General features: G+C 47.2%; 16 protein-coding genes. 10 read left to right on the forward strand and 6 right to left on the reverse strand.

Annotation, left to right across the window (positions count from 1 at the left end; translation table 11 throughout):
* Positions 1-20 precede the first annotated feature (20 nt).
* The 5 genes from W01_RS10075 to W01_RS10095 form a co-directional block, all read right to left on the reverse strand.
* Positions 21-839: an ABC transporter ATP-binding protein gene (locus tag W01_RS10075; RefSeq protein ID WP_173054348.1), complete on the reverse strand. Its 819-nt coding sequence runs from the start codon at positions 837-839 to the stop codon at positions 21-23.
* 14 nt (positions 840-853) lie between these two features.
* Positions 854-1,921, reverse strand: coding sequence for an ABC transporter permease subunit (locus W01_RS10080; RefSeq protein ID WP_173054350.1), 1,068 nt, complete (start codon positions 1,919-1,921; stop codon positions 854-856).
* Between the two features lie 13 nt (positions 1,922-1,934).
* Positions 1,935-2,858 (reverse strand): branched-chain amino acid ABC transporter permease, encoded by a 924-nt coding sequence (locus tag W01_RS10085; RefSeq protein ID WP_173054352.1) that lies wholly within the window; start codon positions 2,856-2,858, stop codon positions 1,935-1,937.
* 65 nt (positions 2,859-2,923) lie between these two features.
* The gene (locus W01_RS10090) at positions 2,924-4,105 is read right to left on the reverse strand and encodes a branched-chain amino acid ABC transporter substrate-binding protein (RefSeq protein ID WP_173054354.1); all 1,182 of its coding nucleotides are present in this window, start codon (positions 4,103-4,105) and stop codon (positions 2,924-2,926) included.
* 654 nt (positions 4,106-4,759) lie between these two features.
* Complete coding sequence (locus tag W01_RS10095; protein ID WP_173054356.1) at positions 4,760-5,137, reverse strand: c-type cytochrome; 378 nt, start codon at positions 5,135-5,137, stop codon at positions 4,760-4,762.
* A 256-nt stretch (positions 5,138-5,393) separates the two neighbouring features.
* Between W01_RS10095 and lgt the strand changes: the two genes are divergently transcribed.
* The 10 genes from lgt (at position 5,394) to W01_RS10145 (ending at position 14,894) form a co-directional block, all read left to right on the forward strand.
* Positions 5,394-6,188: a prolipoprotein diacylglyceryl transferase gene (gene lgt, locus W01_RS10100; protein WP_173054358.1), complete on the forward strand. Its 795-nt coding sequence runs from the start codon at positions 5,394-5,396 to the stop codon at positions 6,186-6,188.
* A gap of 446 nt (positions 6,189-6,634) precedes the next feature.
* A complete protein-coding gene (locus tag W01_RS10105) occupies positions 6,635-7,240 on the forward strand; it encodes a cytochrome c3 family protein (RefSeq protein ID WP_173054360.1) in 606 nt (201 codons plus the stop codon).
* A gap of 42 nt (positions 7,241-7,282) precedes the next feature.
* Entirely contained in the window at positions 7,283-9,493 is a 2,211-nt protein-coding gene (locus tag W01_RS10110) for a molybdopterin-containing oxidoreductase family protein (protein WP_173054362.1), read from the forward strand.
* Between the two features lie 3 nt (positions 9,494-9,496).
* The gene (locus tag W01_RS10115) at positions 9,497-10,351 is read left to right on the forward strand and encodes a 4Fe-4S dicluster domain-containing protein (protein WP_173054364.1); all 855 of its coding nucleotides are present in this window, start codon (positions 9,497-9,499) and stop codon (positions 10,349-10,351) included.
* A gap of 77 nt (positions 10,352-10,428) precedes the next feature.
* On the forward strand, positions 10,429-11,793 hold the full coding sequence (gene nrfD, locus W01_RS10120; protein WP_173054366.1) for an NrfD/PsrC family molybdoenzyme membrane anchor subunit: 1,365 nt from the start codon (positions 10,429-10,431) through the stop codon (positions 11,791-11,793).
* A gap of 1 nt (position 11,794) precedes the next feature.
* Entirely contained in the window at positions 11,795-12,322 is a 528-nt protein-coding gene (locus W01_RS10125) for a DUF3341 domain-containing protein (protein WP_173054368.1), read from the forward strand.
* Positions 12,323-12,393: 71 nt separating this feature from the next.
* Positions 12,394-12,858 carry a c-type cytochrome gene (locus W01_RS10130; RefSeq protein ID WP_242006933.1) on the forward strand — a complete coding sequence of 155 codons (465 nt, stop codon included), beginning with the start codon at positions 12,394-12,396 and terminating at the stop codon, positions 12,856-12,858.
* A gap of 13 nt (positions 12,859-12,871) precedes the next feature.
* The gene (locus W01_RS10135) at positions 12,872-13,885 is read left to right on the forward strand and encodes a hypothetical protein (protein ID WP_173054371.1); all 1,014 of its coding nucleotides are present in this window, start codon (positions 12,872-12,874) and stop codon (positions 13,883-13,885) included.
* Between the two features lie 8 nt (positions 13,886-13,893).
* Positions 13,894-14,493 carry a glutathione S-transferase N-terminal domain-containing protein gene (locus tag W01_RS10140; protein ID WP_173054373.1) on the forward strand — a complete coding sequence of 200 codons (600 nt, stop codon included), beginning with the start codon at positions 13,894-13,896 and terminating at the stop codon, positions 14,491-14,493.
* Positions 14,490-14,894, forward strand: a complete 405-nt coding sequence (locus W01_RS10145) for a ClpXP protease specificity-enhancing factor (RefSeq protein ID WP_173054375.1) — start codon at positions 14,490-14,492, stop codon at positions 14,892-14,894. The genes W01_RS10140 and W01_RS10145 overlap by 4 nt, the downstream gene beginning before the upstream one ends.
* Positions 14,895-15,266: 372 nt before the next feature.
* On the opposite strand, the gene W01_RS10150 is transcribed toward W01_RS10145, so the two are convergent.
* Positions 15,267-16,409 (reverse strand): THUMP domain-containing class I SAM-dependent RNA methyltransferase, encoded by a 1,143-nt coding sequence (locus tag W01_RS10150; protein ID WP_173054377.1) that lies wholly within the window; start codon positions 16,407-16,409, stop codon positions 15,267-15,269.

Raw genomic sequence — 16,409 nt, forward strand, 5'->3', positions numbered from 1 at the left:
CGATATGAAGCATCTGTTTTTTATAATTGGATTCCTGCCTGCGCGGGAATTATGGGTTCTGTTCCCAAATAAGCCGTGATCACCGCCGGATCGCATCGAATTTTTTCCGGCACGTCCTCGGCAATTTTTTTGCCGTAATCGAGAACTGCTACGCGGTCGCACAGGCCAAGAATAAATTTTACGTCATGTTCGATGAGCAGCACTGTAATGCCGCTGGCACGTATGGATAGTAATAATTCCTTCAGATTTTCAGTTTCGGTGGCATTCATGCCCGCCGCTGGTTCATCTAGCGCAAGTAATTTTGGATCGGTAGCCAGCGCACGGGCAATCTCCAACCTACGTTGTTCGCCGTAGGATAGATTTTTGGCCAAAGTTTGGTGCGGGCGGTCTATGCCCACATAGTTCAGTAAAGTACGTGCATGCTGCACGATTTCATGTTCTTCGATGCGTGTTCTAGCGTTGTGAGTCAATGCCCCCCAGATGCCGCTGCTGGTGCGCAGGTGACGACCGACCATGACGTTTTCTAGCGTAGTCATATTCGCAAACAAGCGAATGTTCTGGAAAGTGCGCGCAATTCCTGCCTGCGCTAACACATGTGGTTTGCAGCGGCCGCTATACTCCGTGTTGTTAAACGTGAAACGCCCACTATCCGCCTGATACAACCCAGTCAAAATGTTAAAGAGTGTCGTTTTACCCGCCCCATTTGGGCCGATTAAGCCATAGATTTCACCACGCCGAATGTGCAGCGAAATATCGCTCAGCGCAGATAGGCCGCCGAAGCGTTTGGCTACACCGGACAGTTCGAGTAAATTGATGTCGAATTCAATAGGTGTTGTCATACACAAGTTTCCTGTTACAGCTGAGCTGCATCATTTTCGGCAACCAGTTCGCGTCGGCGTTGGTTAGAAGGCCATAATCCGGCAGGTCGCCATAACATGACCATAATCAGTGCTAGTCCGAATAACAACATGCGCAAGCTTTCCGGGTCGATAAGCGTCTTGCCGAACAGTAGTTGCTGTGCCGGCCCTGAGCCGTGGCGCAAAGCTTCGGGCAATACTACTAGCAGTATCCCGCCTAACAGCACGCCGCTGATGTTGCCCATACCACCTAGTACTACCATGCACAACACTGTGATGGATTCAGTTAGACCAAAACTTTCCGGGCTGACAAAACCTTGGAAACCAGCAAACAAGCCACCCGCCAAACCGCCGAAAGTTGCTCCCATTGCAAATGCCAGTAATTTGATATTTCGGGTATTGATGCCCATTGCTTCAGCTGCGACTTCGTCTTCGCGAATTGCCATCCAGGCGCGGCCAATGCGTGAATCTTCCAAGCGTAGTGAAATAAAAATTACGAGTAATGTGAAGAAGAGGAACAGGTAGTAATGCAGATGCACAGAGGGAAAAGTGAGGCCAAATAATTCGTGCGTGTTGCCTAATGAGAATTCGCCGAAACGGATGGGGTCTATCATGCTGATGCCTTGCGGACCATTGGTGATGTTAATCGGCGCGTTCAGGTTGTTGAGGAAGATGCGAATGATTTCGCCAAATCCTAAGGTGACGATGGCGAGGTAATCGCCGCGTAGACGCAAAGTTGGTGCTCCTAGCAGCACACCGAATATACATGCCAGCAGTGCGCCCAGCGGCAGGACTATCCAAAATGGCAAATGCAAGCCTAATTGGGGCGAGCTAAGCAAAGCATAACAATATGCGCCCACCGCGAAGAAGGCGATGTAACCGAGGTCGAGCAAGCCGGCGTAACCGACTACGATGTTCAATCCCAGCGCCAGCATGATGTATAGCAATGCGAAATTCATGATGCGTACCCAACCGCGCCCGAACAGTTCATCGGTAAAGAAGGGTAACGCCAGCAATACAATGGCGAGTACGACAAATGCCAGCCACGCGCTGTGTCTGTTCATAGATAACAGATGTTTAAGCACGTTCCGCAACACGCTCTCCTAATAAGCCTGATGGACGGAAGACCAGTACGGAAATCAGCACAAAGAAGGCAAATACATCTTGATAATGACTACCGAGAAAGCCACCACTGAGATCACCAATATAACCTGCTCCTAAACTTTCAATTAACCCCAGTAGCAGACCACCCACCATGGCCCCGCGCATGTTGCCGATACCGCCTAATACAGCGGCAGTGAATGCTTTGAGCCCCAGAATGGAACCCATGTAATAGTGTACGATGCCGTAATTCGCACTGACCATAATACCTGCCACTGCGGCCAGCGCGGAACCCAGCATGAAAGTAACAGCAATCACACCGTTAATATTCACCCCCATCAGAACGGCAGCGCTGGGATTTTCCGCTACAGCGCGCATGGCGCGGCCCAGACGGGTGCGATGCATTAATAGCAGCAGGCCACCCATCATTCCCAGCGCTACTAATACAATAAGAATCTGCACTTCTGTAATGATTGCACCAGACAGCATATGTGAGTTGTTTGGCAGTAACGACGGAAAAGCATGGTATTCGCGTCCCCAGAACATCATCGCCAGATTTTGCAGCACAATGGACACGCCAATCGCAGTGATTAACGGGGCTAGACGTGGGGCCTTGCGCAATGGACGGTAGGCGATGCGCTCGATGCTGTAACCTAACGCCATGCATACCATAATCGAAATTATTAGGCTGATCAGTAAGATTAGCAGCGGCGGCAAGCCAGAACTCATGAGTAACTGGATTACTGACATCGTCACCATTGCTCCTACCATTACCACTTCGCCATGTGCGAAATTAATAAGACCAAGAATGCCGTACACCATGGTGTAACCCAAAGCAACCATGGCATATACGCTGCCTTGCACGAAGCCGTTGATGATCTGTTGTAGTAATGTGTCCAAAGGGGGTTACTCACAAACAAAAAACGACACGCAATGTGTCGCTTTATTTTTCAATTTAATCCCTATCAATGCGCGGATATTGCGGTGTTTCCGCCCATGGTTTGCAGCGGCTGCCACTTGCCTTGCTGTACTTGGTATATTGTCACGGCGCCGCTCCTAATGTCACCCTTTTCGTCGAAGGCGATGTTCGCGGTCACGCCACTATGAGTAATCTTAGCGAGTTCGGGCAGGTATTTCGCTGGATCGGTTGAAGCGGCTTTCTGCATCGTGGTGATCATCACGTTTACCGCATCATAACAATATGGTGCATACAGCTGAATGGGTTGTTTATATTTTGCTTCATAGCGTTGGGAGAAGTCTTTGCCGCCGGGCATTTGTTCCAGTGGCACGCCGGGCAATGAAGCATAAACTCCATTGGCGGCATCGCCAGCCAGATTTAGTAGTTTTGGCGTGTAACCGCCGTCACCCATGACAAACTTAACATTTAAACCAAGTGCTTTGAGCTGTTTGGCCATCGGTACGCCTTGCGGATCCATGCCGCCAAAAAATAGTAAATCGGGGTGCTTGCCCTTGATGGAGGTCAGCACTGCAGTAAAGTTTACCGCTTTGTCAGTGGTGTATTCACGCGCTACGATCTGTGCACCGTTGGCTTGTACAGATTTGATGAATTCGTCGGCCAGTCCTTGGCCATAGGCAGAGCGATCGTCTATAACTGCGATGTTTTTAGCATTCAGGGTCTTTGCTGCGAATTCGCCCAGTGCCTTGCCTTGTTGCCCGTCGTTGGACATCACGCGGAAGGCAGTCTTAAGGCCTTGGGCGGTGTAACTTACTGCTGTTGCGGAAGGGGAAATCTGGGGGATGCCGTTATCGCTGTAGATTCTAGAAGCCGGAATAGAGGTACCGGAATTGAGATGGCCAATTACGCCATTCACTTTTGCATCTACCAGCTTTTGTGCCACGATAGTCGCAGTTTTCGGATCCGCTTGGTCATCCTCGCTGATTAGTTCAAAACGGGCCTTACGTCCGCCAATCATGATTCCCTTGGTGTTGGCATCCTCGATTGCCATGCGTGTACCGTTTTCATTGTCCTTGCCGATATGTGCTTGCGGCCCGGTGAGAGGGGCAGCGGCACCGATTTTCACCACTAGTTCATCCGTGCCGCTGGTAGTAGATGTTTTTGATTCGCTGCAAGCTGCGAGGATGGCAATGGACAAGGCGAGGAGCAGGGATGGCTGGTTATGCGACATGATGGGCTCAGGGGTAATAAGTTATCGAATGGATTATGTTTAGCATGTTACATTCTTGTCAATTTTGCATATTGATTGAAACGCAATAATGTAACCAACGTACGTTAACTATATTATTTTTAGTAAAATAATAATTGGATTGCTCGAAGCGATATTTATTTAGCCAGCTTTAATGCTTCTTGGAGATACCAATCTGTGCGTGGTTAATTATTTTTTTGTTAATTGAGAGTGTTAGTTGGAACACGAGTTTTGTTTAGTAAACTACATCATGACAGTTGGGTAGGGTACTGTCTTCAGCCATCAAGTCTGATTTAGGCAAGTATGTTGGCGATGATAGGTTATATATGATTATCGCTACTAGCACCAACGCATCATTGAGATGAAGAATTATGCGGGGTAACAATTAACAAACCTTGGAACGCAATGCAGATACCGAATTTTATGTAACATGTGTTGCATCATTGAATGCGTGTAAATTTGTTACATGTCAGAAATTGCAATTGGAACGCTAATAAATTAAAGCCAGCGTAAACTGGCTTTAAGGTTTGTTCTGTTTGCAAACTTTATCATCATTCATTAAGCGATTGATTGAATTGTTGTGCGGAAAGCAGAAATCGACTGGCGCCGACTTCTGCTAAGAGATTAATTCCTTGATTACTTGGCCAGATCAAGTACGAAATGAACCAGTGTTTTGATGTTTTCAGGCTTTACAGCAGGAGCGTTAGGAGTCATTGGTACCGTACCCCAGTTGCCACTACCACCCTTGGATATTTTCATGATCAGACCTTCTTCCAAGGACATTTTCTTGGCGTCGGCACTCGCACTGCCAGTTGGTGAATAAGAATACTCTTTAACGCCCTTATACTTCTTGGCAACATCCATCCAAGCTGGACCGATTAACTTTGCGTCAATTTTGTGGCAAGCAGTACAGCCGCTTTTCTTGGCCAATTCCGGCATCTCAGTTGTTGCTAAAACACTACCTGCTGCCATCAGGCCTGCTGCTGCAACCATGCTAACGATGATAGATTTCATTTTTTAAGCTCCGTTATATTAAGTTTTCTTACAATTAAATTATAATTCAGACATTGCTGCCCATGCCATTTTAACCAACTCTATCTTGTTTGCAAACTGTAAGGCACCAGACAGTGTTGACAATAACGCATATCTCTAACTGGTCGTTGACAAATCCTGCTTCAGAGCAGCAAATTCTATTTGCTGCGTGTCAGTATAAGCGCGATATTTAATCACGTATAATTGATTGCCTTAATATCGTCAATATACGCTCAGTATGCTCATTCATCCCCAGTTTGATCCTGTGGCCATGCACATTGGCCCTCTTACAGTGCACTGGTACGGATTAATGTATTTACTTGCCTTTATGCTGTTTTTATGGCTGGGGAAATTGCGCATTCGCACTCTTAATCGTCCTGGATGGGATGATAAAATGATGGATGACCTACTGTTCTACGGCATTCTTGGCGTTGTGCTGGGTGGGAGGTTGGGCGAGGTGCTGTTTTACAACCCCGGTTACTATGTGTCTCGTCCGCTTGAAATTCTTGCGGTTTGGCAGGGTGGAATGTCATTCCATGGGGGGTTTCTAGGCGTCTTGGTGGCAATGGCACTTTTCGCGCGTCAGCACAAACTGCCCTGGTTGCAATTAATGGACTTTATAGCCCCGTTGGTGCCGCTGGGATTGGGTGCCGGACGTATCGGTAATTTTATTAATGCTGAATTATGGGGGCGGCCTACAAATGTGGCTTGGGGGATGGTATTTCCCAATGTGGATGATCTGTCCCGCCACCCTTCTCAGCTTTATGAATTTATACTGGAAGGCTTGGTCTTGTTTGCGCTTATGTGGTTATATTCACGCAAGCCGCGTCCAGTAGGGGCTGTATCTGGTTTGTTCCTCCTCGGCTATGGCAGCTTCCGCTTTTTTGTTGAATATACACGTAACCCAGATGACGGCATATTTGGTCTAATGAGTTTTGGTATCAGCATGGGCCAATGGCTTAGTCTGCCAATGGTGATTGTGGGGTTGGTGCTAATGGTAAAAGGACAGCGAAAATCGGCTACGGGTAAATAATTTCATGTGCTCTGCTTTGATTGATACCTGTCGATTTTTTGATTAGCACTTGCATTCCAGGCTTGGTGGATAACTTTGGGGCGTACTAAACAATCGTAAGCAAAAATGGGATTTCGTTTTGTTAGATGTGCAACATACGCAAAAGTTATTCGTTATGCAAAAAACTATATAAATAAAATATAATGTTATGTTTAGATGTAATTTTTTTGCAATTTATGATGCAAAAGTTAGCGTGCTATATGTTGCGCTGTTGACTTTATTTTCCAAACTGGACATTATGCCGTCGTTTTATCGCGTCTATCCCTTGCGGAGGGGTATGCACCAAATAAGTATGTAAATACTTAAGCGATATTGCATCGTTTTAAATTACCTGTTGTAAATGTGATATACATGTCGATGTTGTTCTTGTCGGCAGTCTAATTTGTTTGTTGGGGGAGCTACTTACGATGTATTGTTTTTTACGTTTGTCCGTTCTGCTTGTTGGATTGATTGTTTCCGCTAGCAGCTATGCCGCTAATGCGGTGCAGCCCCTCACTACAGCTGACGACTTGGGTCCTAAAGTCGAGCAGCCGATTGAGTTTCCCCATGACCGTCATGCTGGTGATGCTGCAAAAGGCGGCATGGAGATAAATTGCATGTACTGTCATACTTATGCGCGCCGTAGCATTGTGGCGGGCATTCCGCCGTTGCAGAAATGTATCGGTTGCCATCAAAGCATCGAGTCGGTGCGAGAAACTCCGCGTATCAAGAAATTGTTCGAATATTGGGAAGCTAAAAAAGCAGTGCCTTGGAAAAAGGTGCATGATCTTCCTGATTTCGTGCGCTTCAACCATGAGCGTCACATCCAGCGTTTTGTTTTCGCGCAGAACAAGCCGGTACAGGAAGCTTGTGGTTATTGTCACGGCGATGTGAAGACAATGACGGTCGCGCGTCGCCAAAAGCCACTCTCCATGGGTTGGTGTGTGAGCTGTCATCAGAAAGATCACCCAGTAGATGCAACATCCACAAAGACGACTCACGGCCCGAACGACTGCTGGCAGTGTCATAAATAATCGGCGCGTTCACAAGATAAAGATTTCCAAGAGGTATCAGCAATGATTGAAAACAGTTTTAATCGGCGAGATTTTCTGAAGGTGCTGGGGTGGGGTAGTGCGACGGTCGCGTTAAGCGGATGTGGCAATACTTCAGTTGAGGATGGGAAGGAATTTGTAACTTCCTATGTCCAGACGGCGGACTATATCATTCCTAGTATTGGCACGTATTTTAACTCGACTTGTGCGCAGTGTGATGCTGGGTGCGGCATTATGGGGCGAGTGCGAGAAGGTCGCGTGCTTAAGCTGGAAGGCAATCCAAAATCATCCATTAACAACGGCAAAATGTGCGGTTTAGGGCAGGCTGGAGTGCAGGCGCATTACAACCCAGACCGTATTCGAGAGCCACTGTTGCGCAATGGCGATAAAGGCGAAGCGATAACATGGGAAAAAGCGTTGGGGTTAATTAACGAAAAGGTTGGCGGTGTGAGAGCAGAGAATGTCGCCTTCCTGACAGGTGGCGTCAGTGGACATGTCAAAGCATTATTGAAAAATTATTTAGATGCGCTGGGTTCTGGTCATCATTACGTTTATGAGGCAGTCGCACCGTCAGTTATGCGTGCAGCTAATAAAAAGGCTTATGGTGTAGAAATGCCGCGTTTACGCATGGATAAAGCTAAGGTTATCCTTTCTTTCGGGGCAGATTTCCTTGGTGCGTGGATCTCACCGGTGCATTTCTCCCAGCAGTATGCTCGCTTCCGCAAGGCCGATAATGGTAAGCGTGGGGTGCTGGTGCAAGTTGAATCCAAGATGACATTAACTGGTGCGAATGCGGATCGTTGGTTGGTTATACGTCCTGGTACTGAAGGTATCTTCGCGCTGGGATTGATTAATGCGCTGGCAGCAGCAGGGTTGTCTGTGCCTGGTGATGTTGCTGCTGTTGTAAAAGAATACACGACAGATCGGGTAAGCAAAGATACCGGGGTGCCTACTGAGCATATAGCCAAGCTTGCAGCGCTACTGAAGGAGCGTAGCCCTAGTTTAATAATTGCTGGTAGTGCTGCTGAGGGCTATGCGCACGGTTCGCAGAATGCCACTGCTATTGCTTTGTTGAATCAAGTATTAGGCAACGTCGGTAAGACGGTAGAAGGATCGTCCGGTATACCGTTTCCACAAATGGCGCCGACTACTGGCAACCGCCAAGCGTTACAGATACTCAATGACAATATGGCGCAAGACAAGGTTAAAGTGTTATTCAGCTATGGCTCAAATCCAGTGTTCACTGCACCTGCGTCCATGAAATTGAAAGAAAACTTAAAGAAAGTACCTTTCAAAGTGGCGTTTGCTCATTACATGGATGAAACCGCAGTAGAGGCCGATTTGGTGTTGCCCTTGAATTCTGCTCTAGAGGACTGGGGAACGGTCATGCCGGAATATATTGCCGACGGTGCGCAGCTAAATATTAGGCAACCGCTGATGGAAAAGTTGCACCCCGGTACACTTGGCATGGGGGACATCCTGCTTGCCTTGCTTAAACAACGCCGACCAGAGGAATACAAAGGCTATGAAGATTTTTATTCATACTTGCGTAATGCAATGGTGTCGAATAAGGGTGCATTGGGTGGTGCGAATGCGGACGACAATACGTTTTGGGAGGCGGCTCTAAGCCATGGTATGGTGAAATTGGTGGGTTCACCTATCAATATATCCAGTCATGTATCCGCCAATGGCTTGGTGGTGCCTGCCCCGTTTGTAGAAGATAGTACGTATCCGTTGCACCTGATTCCTGCAGTGAGCGCTAGCTTACGTGATGGCCGCAATGCCAATGAACCTTGGTTGCAGGAATCACCGGATCCATTAACTACCATCGTGTGGGATAGTTGGGTGGAGATGCATCCTAAGACTGCCGCCAAATTGGGCATTGTGGAAGGCGACATTGTCGAAGTGGCTTCAAAAAGCGGTGCTATTAAGGCGCAGGTCTATGTGTTTACCGGTATTCATCCCGATGTAATTTCAGTGCCGCTGGGTTATGGTCATGAGGCGATGGGACGTTATGCAAAGGGTGTCGGTGTTAATGCCTTCAAAATTCTTGATCCTGTATTCGACAAGGAAACTGGAGAGTTGGCAATGCATGAGACGCGCGTTAAAGTCAGCAAGGCTGGGCAGCGTGTGATCATCGTTAAAGATGAAGGCCCTGCTGGTGGCAATCAGATGGGCAGAAAAATAGCGGTAAGGATGTCATCTGATAAAGTGAATCTTTCGAAGGAGGTGTAAAAGGTGTCCATTACCAACTTATTAGAAAACTGGTCTGACTTCCGCCAACAGCATCCGTCGGACGACAGGCCGCACCGGGAATACAAATGGGCGATGAGCATAGACTTGGATGCATGCACTGGCTGCAACGCCTGTAGCGTGGCATGTTATGCAGAAAACAATCTGCCCGTGGTTGGCAAGGAGAAATTTGCACATGGGCATTCTCACCATTGGATACGCATCGAACGTTACTGGGATAATGATGGCCGCGAATTTGCCGATCAGGGAGCGCAGTTTTTGCCTATGCTGTGTCAGCATTGTGAGGCTGCACCGTGCGAAACGGTTTGTCCTGTAGGCGCTACCAACCACACGGCAGATGGTCTGAACTCGCAGGTTTACAACCGTTGCGTCGGCTCACGTTACTGTAACGCGAACTGTCCATATAAGGCTCGCTACTTCAACTGGTATGACTATCCAACTACTGATAATGTGTGGCCGGAGCCGATGAATCAGCAGCTCAATCCAGACGTGACCGTGCGTGGTAAGGGTGTAATGGAAAAATGTACGTTCTGTGTGCAGCGATTGACGGTTGCCAAGAGCGACGCACGTAGCGAAGGACGAAGTGTACTTGATGGGGAAGTGCAGACTGCCTGTCAGCAAGTTTGTCCGACGGGGGCTATATCTTTTGGAAACTTGGTTGACCCATTGGCCAAGGTTGGTAAACAGTGGATGACACAACAGGTTGAGCTGAATAAGGATAAACAAGCAAAGGACACAGCAGAAGAGGCTGCCAAACTGCGTGGTTATCGCATTTTGGAAGAGTTGCGCACTTATCCGTCGGTGATGTATCTGGAGCAGTTGCGTGAAAGCGCTATTTAAGCAGCGCAATGGGGATGCCGCGTAGGAAGCGGCATTGAAGCTACTTTCACGCAAGCACAAGGGGAGGAAATAGAGCAATGGGAAAAGATATACGCGAAGATATAGCTTGGGCACAGATTAACAAAGATGTGCTTAAGAGTTTAGAGAGTCCAAGAAGGATGTATTGGGTGATTTTATTTATCGCAATTGCCATGATAGGTGTGGCGGTGGGAAGTGAGATCTATCAGTATCAGGCCGGCATGGGTGTCTCCAATAAAAATAATTCTCATGTGTGGGGTTTGTACATCGCCACTTTCATTTTTTGGATAGGCATGAGCCATTCCGGAACTTTATTGTCAGCGATTCTGCATTTAATGCATGCTGATTGGCGTAAACCGATCTACCGTTTTGCCGAGGCAATGACAACTTTCTCGTTGATGACAGCAGGTCTGTTCGTTTTGGTGCACTTAGGTCGTTTATGGATGGTCTATTATGTAATGCCTTACCCTAACGAGCGGTGGGTGTGGCCAAACTTTCAATCGCCGCTTGTATGGGATATGTTTGCGATTGCCACCTATTTAAGTTCTTCCGTCCTTTTTCTTTATGTCGGCATGATCCCTGATCTGGCAATTTGTCGTGACAATATCCACGCGGGCTGGCGTAAGAAACTTTACACTGTGATGTCACTTGGTTGGGAAGGAACTGATCGCCAGTGGCGCAACTTCCGCATCACATATTTAACGATAGCTTGTTTCCTGATCCCGCTGGCGGTTTCTGTTCACTCCATCGTAGCTTCTGACTTTGCTATGTCGAATATGCCGGGTTGGCACGTCACGTCGTTCCCGCCATACTTTGTTGCGGGTGCCTTGTATTCCGGTTGTGCGGCGATCATCACGCTTTTTATTATTCTACGATATGTGTTCAAGTTTGAAGAGTACATGACGTTGCCTATTATGAAGAAGCTGGTACGTTTAACCTTTGCTATTGCGATGGTTTGGACTTACCTCAATCTGATCGAGTTTGCTTCCGTATGGTATGGACATGACCAGACAGCCAAGGATCAATTGATTTTTAAGGCTACTGGTCCTTATGCCCCATTCTTTTGGGCAATGATCTTCTTTGGATCTATTTTACCTTTGATGCTAGCGTTTAAACGTTTTCAGACCCACCTGCCAATATTGTTCGTAGTGTCGATATTACTCAACGTAGGTATGTGGCTGGAACGTTGGATGATTATAGCGCCGAGTTTTGCGCACGGTCACTATCCTTGGACTTGGGATCATGATCAATGGCCAAGTTTAGTGCAGTGGGGTATCGTGTTTGGTAGCTTTGGCTGGTTCACGTTGTTGTTTATGGTGTTCTGTAAGGTATTCCCTTCCGTTTCTATGTATGAAGTCAAAGAAATGGTCTATCACCGTAGTCTAGCGATGAAGCACAAACCTGCTGTGAAGGGAGAGTACTAAAATGAGCCAACGTCATTTACTGGCACTGTTTAACGATTTTGATGAGGCCGTGGCTGCAATTGCCGAATTACGCGCGGCCAATATCAAGGGGTTTAACATGGACGACTTGATACTTAAGTCACCCATTGAGCATCCCGAAGTTGAAAAAGTGTTGGGCGACAAGCCAGTCCATGTGCAATGGTTTACTCTAATTGGAGCGTGCATGGGTGGTCTGCTTGCTTTTTTTCTTGTTGCGAGCGCACAGGCCAACTTCTTTTCTCAAATTAAGGGTGGCAAACCAATTGTGCCATTGCCGCCTGATTTCGTGTTGACTTATGAAATGTTCATTCTTGGGGGTGTATTTATCACCATCCTTGGTTTCTTAATTTGCGCAGGCTTGCCAGCTAAGCGGTCATCCTTATATAGCACCAAAGTTTCGGAAGACCAAATTGGTATTTTGGTGAAAGGGGACGAGTCGGCAGTAGCTATTTTTAAGACGATTTTTACCAAGCATAAGGCACTTGAGATTCAGGAAGAGGCGGGAAAATGATGAAATTATCCTTGGCAATTGTATTGCTGTTAGTACCTACGTTTGCGCAAGCATGGCCATGGTCGCACGACATGGCGAACCAGATTAGTATTAAACCACAGGAAAGTGCGGATTTGAAAAATCCTGGAATGAGGCCATATCCAAAACATTCAGTTCCAATTCCTGGTGTGTCATCTCTGGTGAAGGACATGGGCGCGTCAGAAAAGCAATTAAATCCGATTCCAGCAGATGACAAATCAGTGGCCCTTGGCGGGAAATTGTTTCAAATTTATTGCACTCCTTGTCACGGATATTCTGGCAAAGGCGATGGACTAGTTGGAGCGAAATTATTATTAAAGCCATTTGATTTGACAGCTGAACAAACAAAAGGGCGGTCTGATGGTTTCATTTGGGGCTATATGACATTCGGTGGTGCGGTCATGCCATCGTATGCTAATGATCTGTCAGCTACTGAACGCTGGAATGTAATCAACTATGTGCGCAAGGTGCTGCAAAATGGGCAATCTGCCGTGGCAGTAACGCCTACAGCCAAATAAGGGAGTGCAGCAAATGATTTCGTATAGCAATTGGTCAGTTTTGACAGTTAGTTTTTTGGTGGTACTGTATCTTGCGCTGGGGGGAGTGACATTGAGTGCAGTGTTGCACTTGGTAGGTGCCCAATGGCGCTATGAAATTCGCCGATTAGCAGTATCTTTGTTTGCACTTTTCCCGTTAGCGTTTGTATTGTTGATCATACTATTGGTTGGCGGCGAAAAAACTTTCCCATGGTTGAACACGGCTACTGAGCATGGGCATCATCTTCCCGCTTGGCATAACTACACATTTTTGGTGGCCCGCCAAGTGCTGGGTATGCTGGCAGTAATGACTATTTTTTGGGTATTTATCAAGCGACAGGAGGTGAGTGATCGCAGCAAGGAAGATCAGCAACGCTTTCATAATATTGCAAATTGGATCCCCTATACTTTTGTATTATACGGCACTATGATAGCCTGGGACTTTGAGATGACGCTGGTACCATCTTGGCATAGTGCGATTTATGGTATGCAGCATTTTATTAGTAATTTCAATATGTTCATGGCTTTCCTTGTGACGTGGATTTACATATTGAATACGTGTGGCAAATTGGTGCGCCCCGTTGAAGATTATGTTTACAACTACCTCGCGCAGATGATGTTCGCCTTCACTTTGCTATTTATATACACTTTCTTTGCACAATATTTAGTCATCTGGTATCCCAATCTCCCCAACGAAGTGGATCGCGTGATGGGGATGCAGAATGGCGACTATAGTGTGCTATGGTGGTCAATGATAACTCTTAAATTTATTATTCCATTTACAGTGCTGGCTATGCGTCGGTCACGGCACTCACCGCCCATTATTTTGACAGTGGCTGCTAGTATTATTGTTGGAACATTGTTTGAAAGATATGTTTGGATTTCTGGTGTAAATGGCACCGGCACTATACCCGTGTTTGCTGTTCTTGTTATTGTCCCAGTATTGGCCGTTATCGGGTTCCTATTGGTGCGTCGTATGATGGCCCGTAGTCAACTGATAAAAGTGTGAGCCGCGCTATGATGACGCTTTACTCGGGAACAACAGACCCGTTCAGTCAGCGCTGCCGTATTGTGTTGTATGAAAAAGGGATGGATTTTCAGATCATTGATGTCGACGTGTTCAACAAACCCGAAGATCTCATGATAATGAATCCATATAATATGGTACCAGTGCTGGTAGAGCGAGATTTGGTTTTGTATGAATCCAATATCATCAACGAATATATTGATGAACGATTTCCGCATCCGCAATTGATGCCTGCCGATCCTGTAATGCGTGCGCGCGCCAGATTATTTTTACATCGCTTTGAGAGTGAGATGTTTTGTAATATTGGTGCGCTGGAAAGTGGAGTGCAAAAGACCGCAGATAAGGCACGTCTGTCAGTACGCGACAGTCTGACCCAAATTGCCCCGATTTTTGCCAAACAAAAATTTATGCTGAATGATGAATATACCATGCTTGACGTGGCAATCGCCCCATTACTATGGCGCCTGGATTATTACGATATTCAACTTGCCAAGGAGGCTGCGCCGCTGATGAAATATGCTGAACGACTGTTTTCGCGTCCGGCCTATATTGAAGCGATGACGGCAGCCGAAAAAGCGATGCGGAAGTGAAGGAGTTTTCCACAAAGCCATATTTGATACGTGCGATTTACGATTGGTGCTCCGACAGTGCTTTAACTCCTTATTTGGCAGTGAAAGTGAATGAACAAACGCGAGTGCCGAAAGCTTATGTTAAGGATGGCGAGATCGTGATTAACCTTAGCATGGATGCAGTGCGTAACCTGCATATTGGTAATGAAGAGATTACCTGCGGTGGGCGCTTTGGGGGTGTGTCGCATGGACTGGTCGTGCCGATAGATGCGGTGATTGGTATTTTTGCTAAGGAGACTGGACAAGGGCTGGTTTTTCAGGGAAATGACTCCATACCGACACTTCCAACGGATAATGGTAGTGCGACTTCGCCAGATAAACCTACGCTTCCTGGAAAACCGCGACTTAGAGTAGTGAAATAAAATTCCCATAGGAATATTGTGCGGCTTGTTCTGTCAAGCAATTTTATCTCAGCAGGTTTAATGTCCCGTCCTTGGGCAAAATGCTGGCTGAAAATCAGCGAATTGTAAGAGGGTAGTAAATAGACGCTGTTTGTGGCTGGATGCAGAATACTCCAATTGGGAATTAAGTCTAAAGGTGCGGTTTTAGGATTCAGACTGTTTTCAATCGGCTAAATATTCTTTTGAAGTGAATTCACGCGCGCTGTTCAAAGTTGTGTTGTCTCAGGAGCATTGCTTCTTCGGTTTACGTATCGAGTTGGCGAAACGTAAAATTGGACTAGAAATATTGTTTGGCCAATGGCAATAGTTTAAGTTTCCTACATACACTTTTATTCAAGTGCGGTTACTCCCCGCCACCATTTTGTATTCAAATAGACGACATTCAATTGCGCCGTTGAACAGTAAAGTGCGGCGTGAAACGGACAGGCGGATGAACTTCGGCATGCGTAAATCGGAAGTGAACAGATAGGCATTCCAGCCGCCAAACTTTTTCTTCAGCACGTCGCCCAGCTTTGGGTACAACGCTTGCAGTTCTTCCAAGTCGCCCATGCGCTCGCCATAAGGCAGGTTTGCTACCAGCACGCCATGGTCGGCTGGTGCGGAAATTTCCAGCACGTTCGCTTGATTGAGCGACACCGCTTCCAGTAATCCAACGTTTTTCAGATTAAGATGCGCGGCTTTAAGTTCGTCACCATATAAATCACTGCCGAATATCGGCAATGCGCTAACCGGCTTTTGTGCCGCTTGCGCTTGGCTGCGCATTTCGCTCCACGCGGCGGCGTCGAAATTTTTCAGTTTCTCGAAGGCAAAGCTGCGACTGATTCCCGGGGCGATGTTAAACGACATTAGTGCCGCCTCAATCAGGAAGGTGCCACTGCCGCACATCGGGTCAAGCAGCGGCACGCCGGGCTGCCAACCTGTCAGCATTAAAATGCCCGCAGCTAGATTCTCGCGCAGGGGTGCAATGTTGGTGTATTGGCGCACACCGCGTTTGAACAGCGCATCGCCGGAAGTGTCGACATACAGCGTCATGCGGCTGGATTCAAGGAAGGCATGGATACGGATATCCGGCGTATGTGTATCTACGCTGGGACGTTCGCCAGTGAGCGCGCGGAATTTATCGCACACAGCATCCTTGATTTTCAGTGTGGCAAAATCCAGACTTTTCAAAGGACATTTAATTGCCGTCATATTGACGCGGATGGTGTGTAAGGTGTCGAACCAATCGTTCCACGGCAGTGCATAGGCGGTATCGAAAATATCTTGCTCGGTGCGATAATGTGCTATCGCCACGCGCCACAACACGCGACTGGCAATGCGGCTGTGTAGATTGACACGGTAGCTCAACAAAAAGGGGCCAGTGAAATGCACCCCGCCATCGGTGGCATGCACCTCTTGTGCGCCGAGCGTATTCAGTTCATTGGCCAGCATTGTTTCCAAGCCGCGCGGACAGGGTGAAAAAAATTTTTCAAGCAT

Source organism: Candidatus Nitrotoga sp. AM1P (assembly GCF_013168275.1).
Classification (GTDB): Bacteria; Pseudomonadota; Gammaproteobacteria; order Burkholderiales; family Gallionellaceae; genus Nitrotoga.

What these genes read in the sequence shown, in the direction of transcription:
- W01_RS10090 (WP_173054354.1), bottom strand. Translation starts at nt 4,105, where the DNA reads ATGTCGCATAACCAGCCATCCCTGCTCCTCGCCTTGTCCATTGCCATC.
- W01_RS10150 (WP_173054377.1), bottom strand. Translation starts at nt 16,409, where the DNA reads ATGCTTGAAAAATTTTTTTCACCCTGTCCGCGCGGCTTGGAAACAATG.
- nrfD (WP_173054366.1), top strand. Translation starts at nt 10,429, where the DNA reads ATGGGAAAAGATATACGCGAAGATATAGCTTGGGCACAGATTAACAAA.
- W01_RS10080 (WP_173054350.1), bottom strand. Translation starts at nt 1,921, where the DNA reads ATGAACAGACACAGCGCGTGGCTGGCATTTGTCGTACTCGCCATTGTA.
- W01_RS10135 (WP_173054371.1), top strand. Translation starts at nt 12,872, where the DNA reads ATGATTTCGTATAGCAATTGGTCAGTTTTGACAGTTAGTTTTTTGGTG.
- W01_RS10130 (WP_242006933.1), top strand. Translation starts at nt 12,394, where the DNA reads ATGGCGAACCAGATTAGTATTAAACCACAGGAAAGTGCGGATTTGAAA.
- W01_RS10095 (WP_173054356.1), bottom strand. Translation starts at nt 5,137, where the DNA reads ATGAAATCTATCATCGTTAGCATGGTTGCAGCAGCAGGCCTGATGGCA.
- W01_RS10125 (WP_173054368.1), top strand. Translation starts at nt 11,795, where the DNA reads ATGAGCCAACGTCATTTACTGGCACTGTTTAACGATTTTGATGAGGCC.
- lgt (WP_173054358.1), top strand. Translation starts at nt 5,394, where the DNA reads ATGCTCATTCATCCCCAGTTTGATCCTGTGGCCATGCACATTGGCCCT.
- W01_RS10140 (WP_173054373.1), top strand. Translation starts at nt 13,894, where the DNA reads ATGATGACGCTTTACTCGGGAACAACAGACCCGTTCAGTCAGCGCTGC.
- W01_RS10110 (WP_173054362.1), top strand. Translation starts at nt 7,283, where the DNA reads ATGATTGAAAACAGTTTTAATCGGCGAGATTTTCTGAAGGTGCTGGGG.
- W01_RS10075 (WP_173054348.1), bottom strand. Translation starts at nt 839, where the DNA reads ATGACAACACCTATTGAATTCGACATCAATTTACTCGAACTGTCCGGT.
- W01_RS10105 (WP_173054360.1), top strand. Translation starts at nt 6,635, where the DNA reads ATGTATTGTTTTTTACGTTTGTCCGTTCTGCTTGTTGGATTGATTGTT.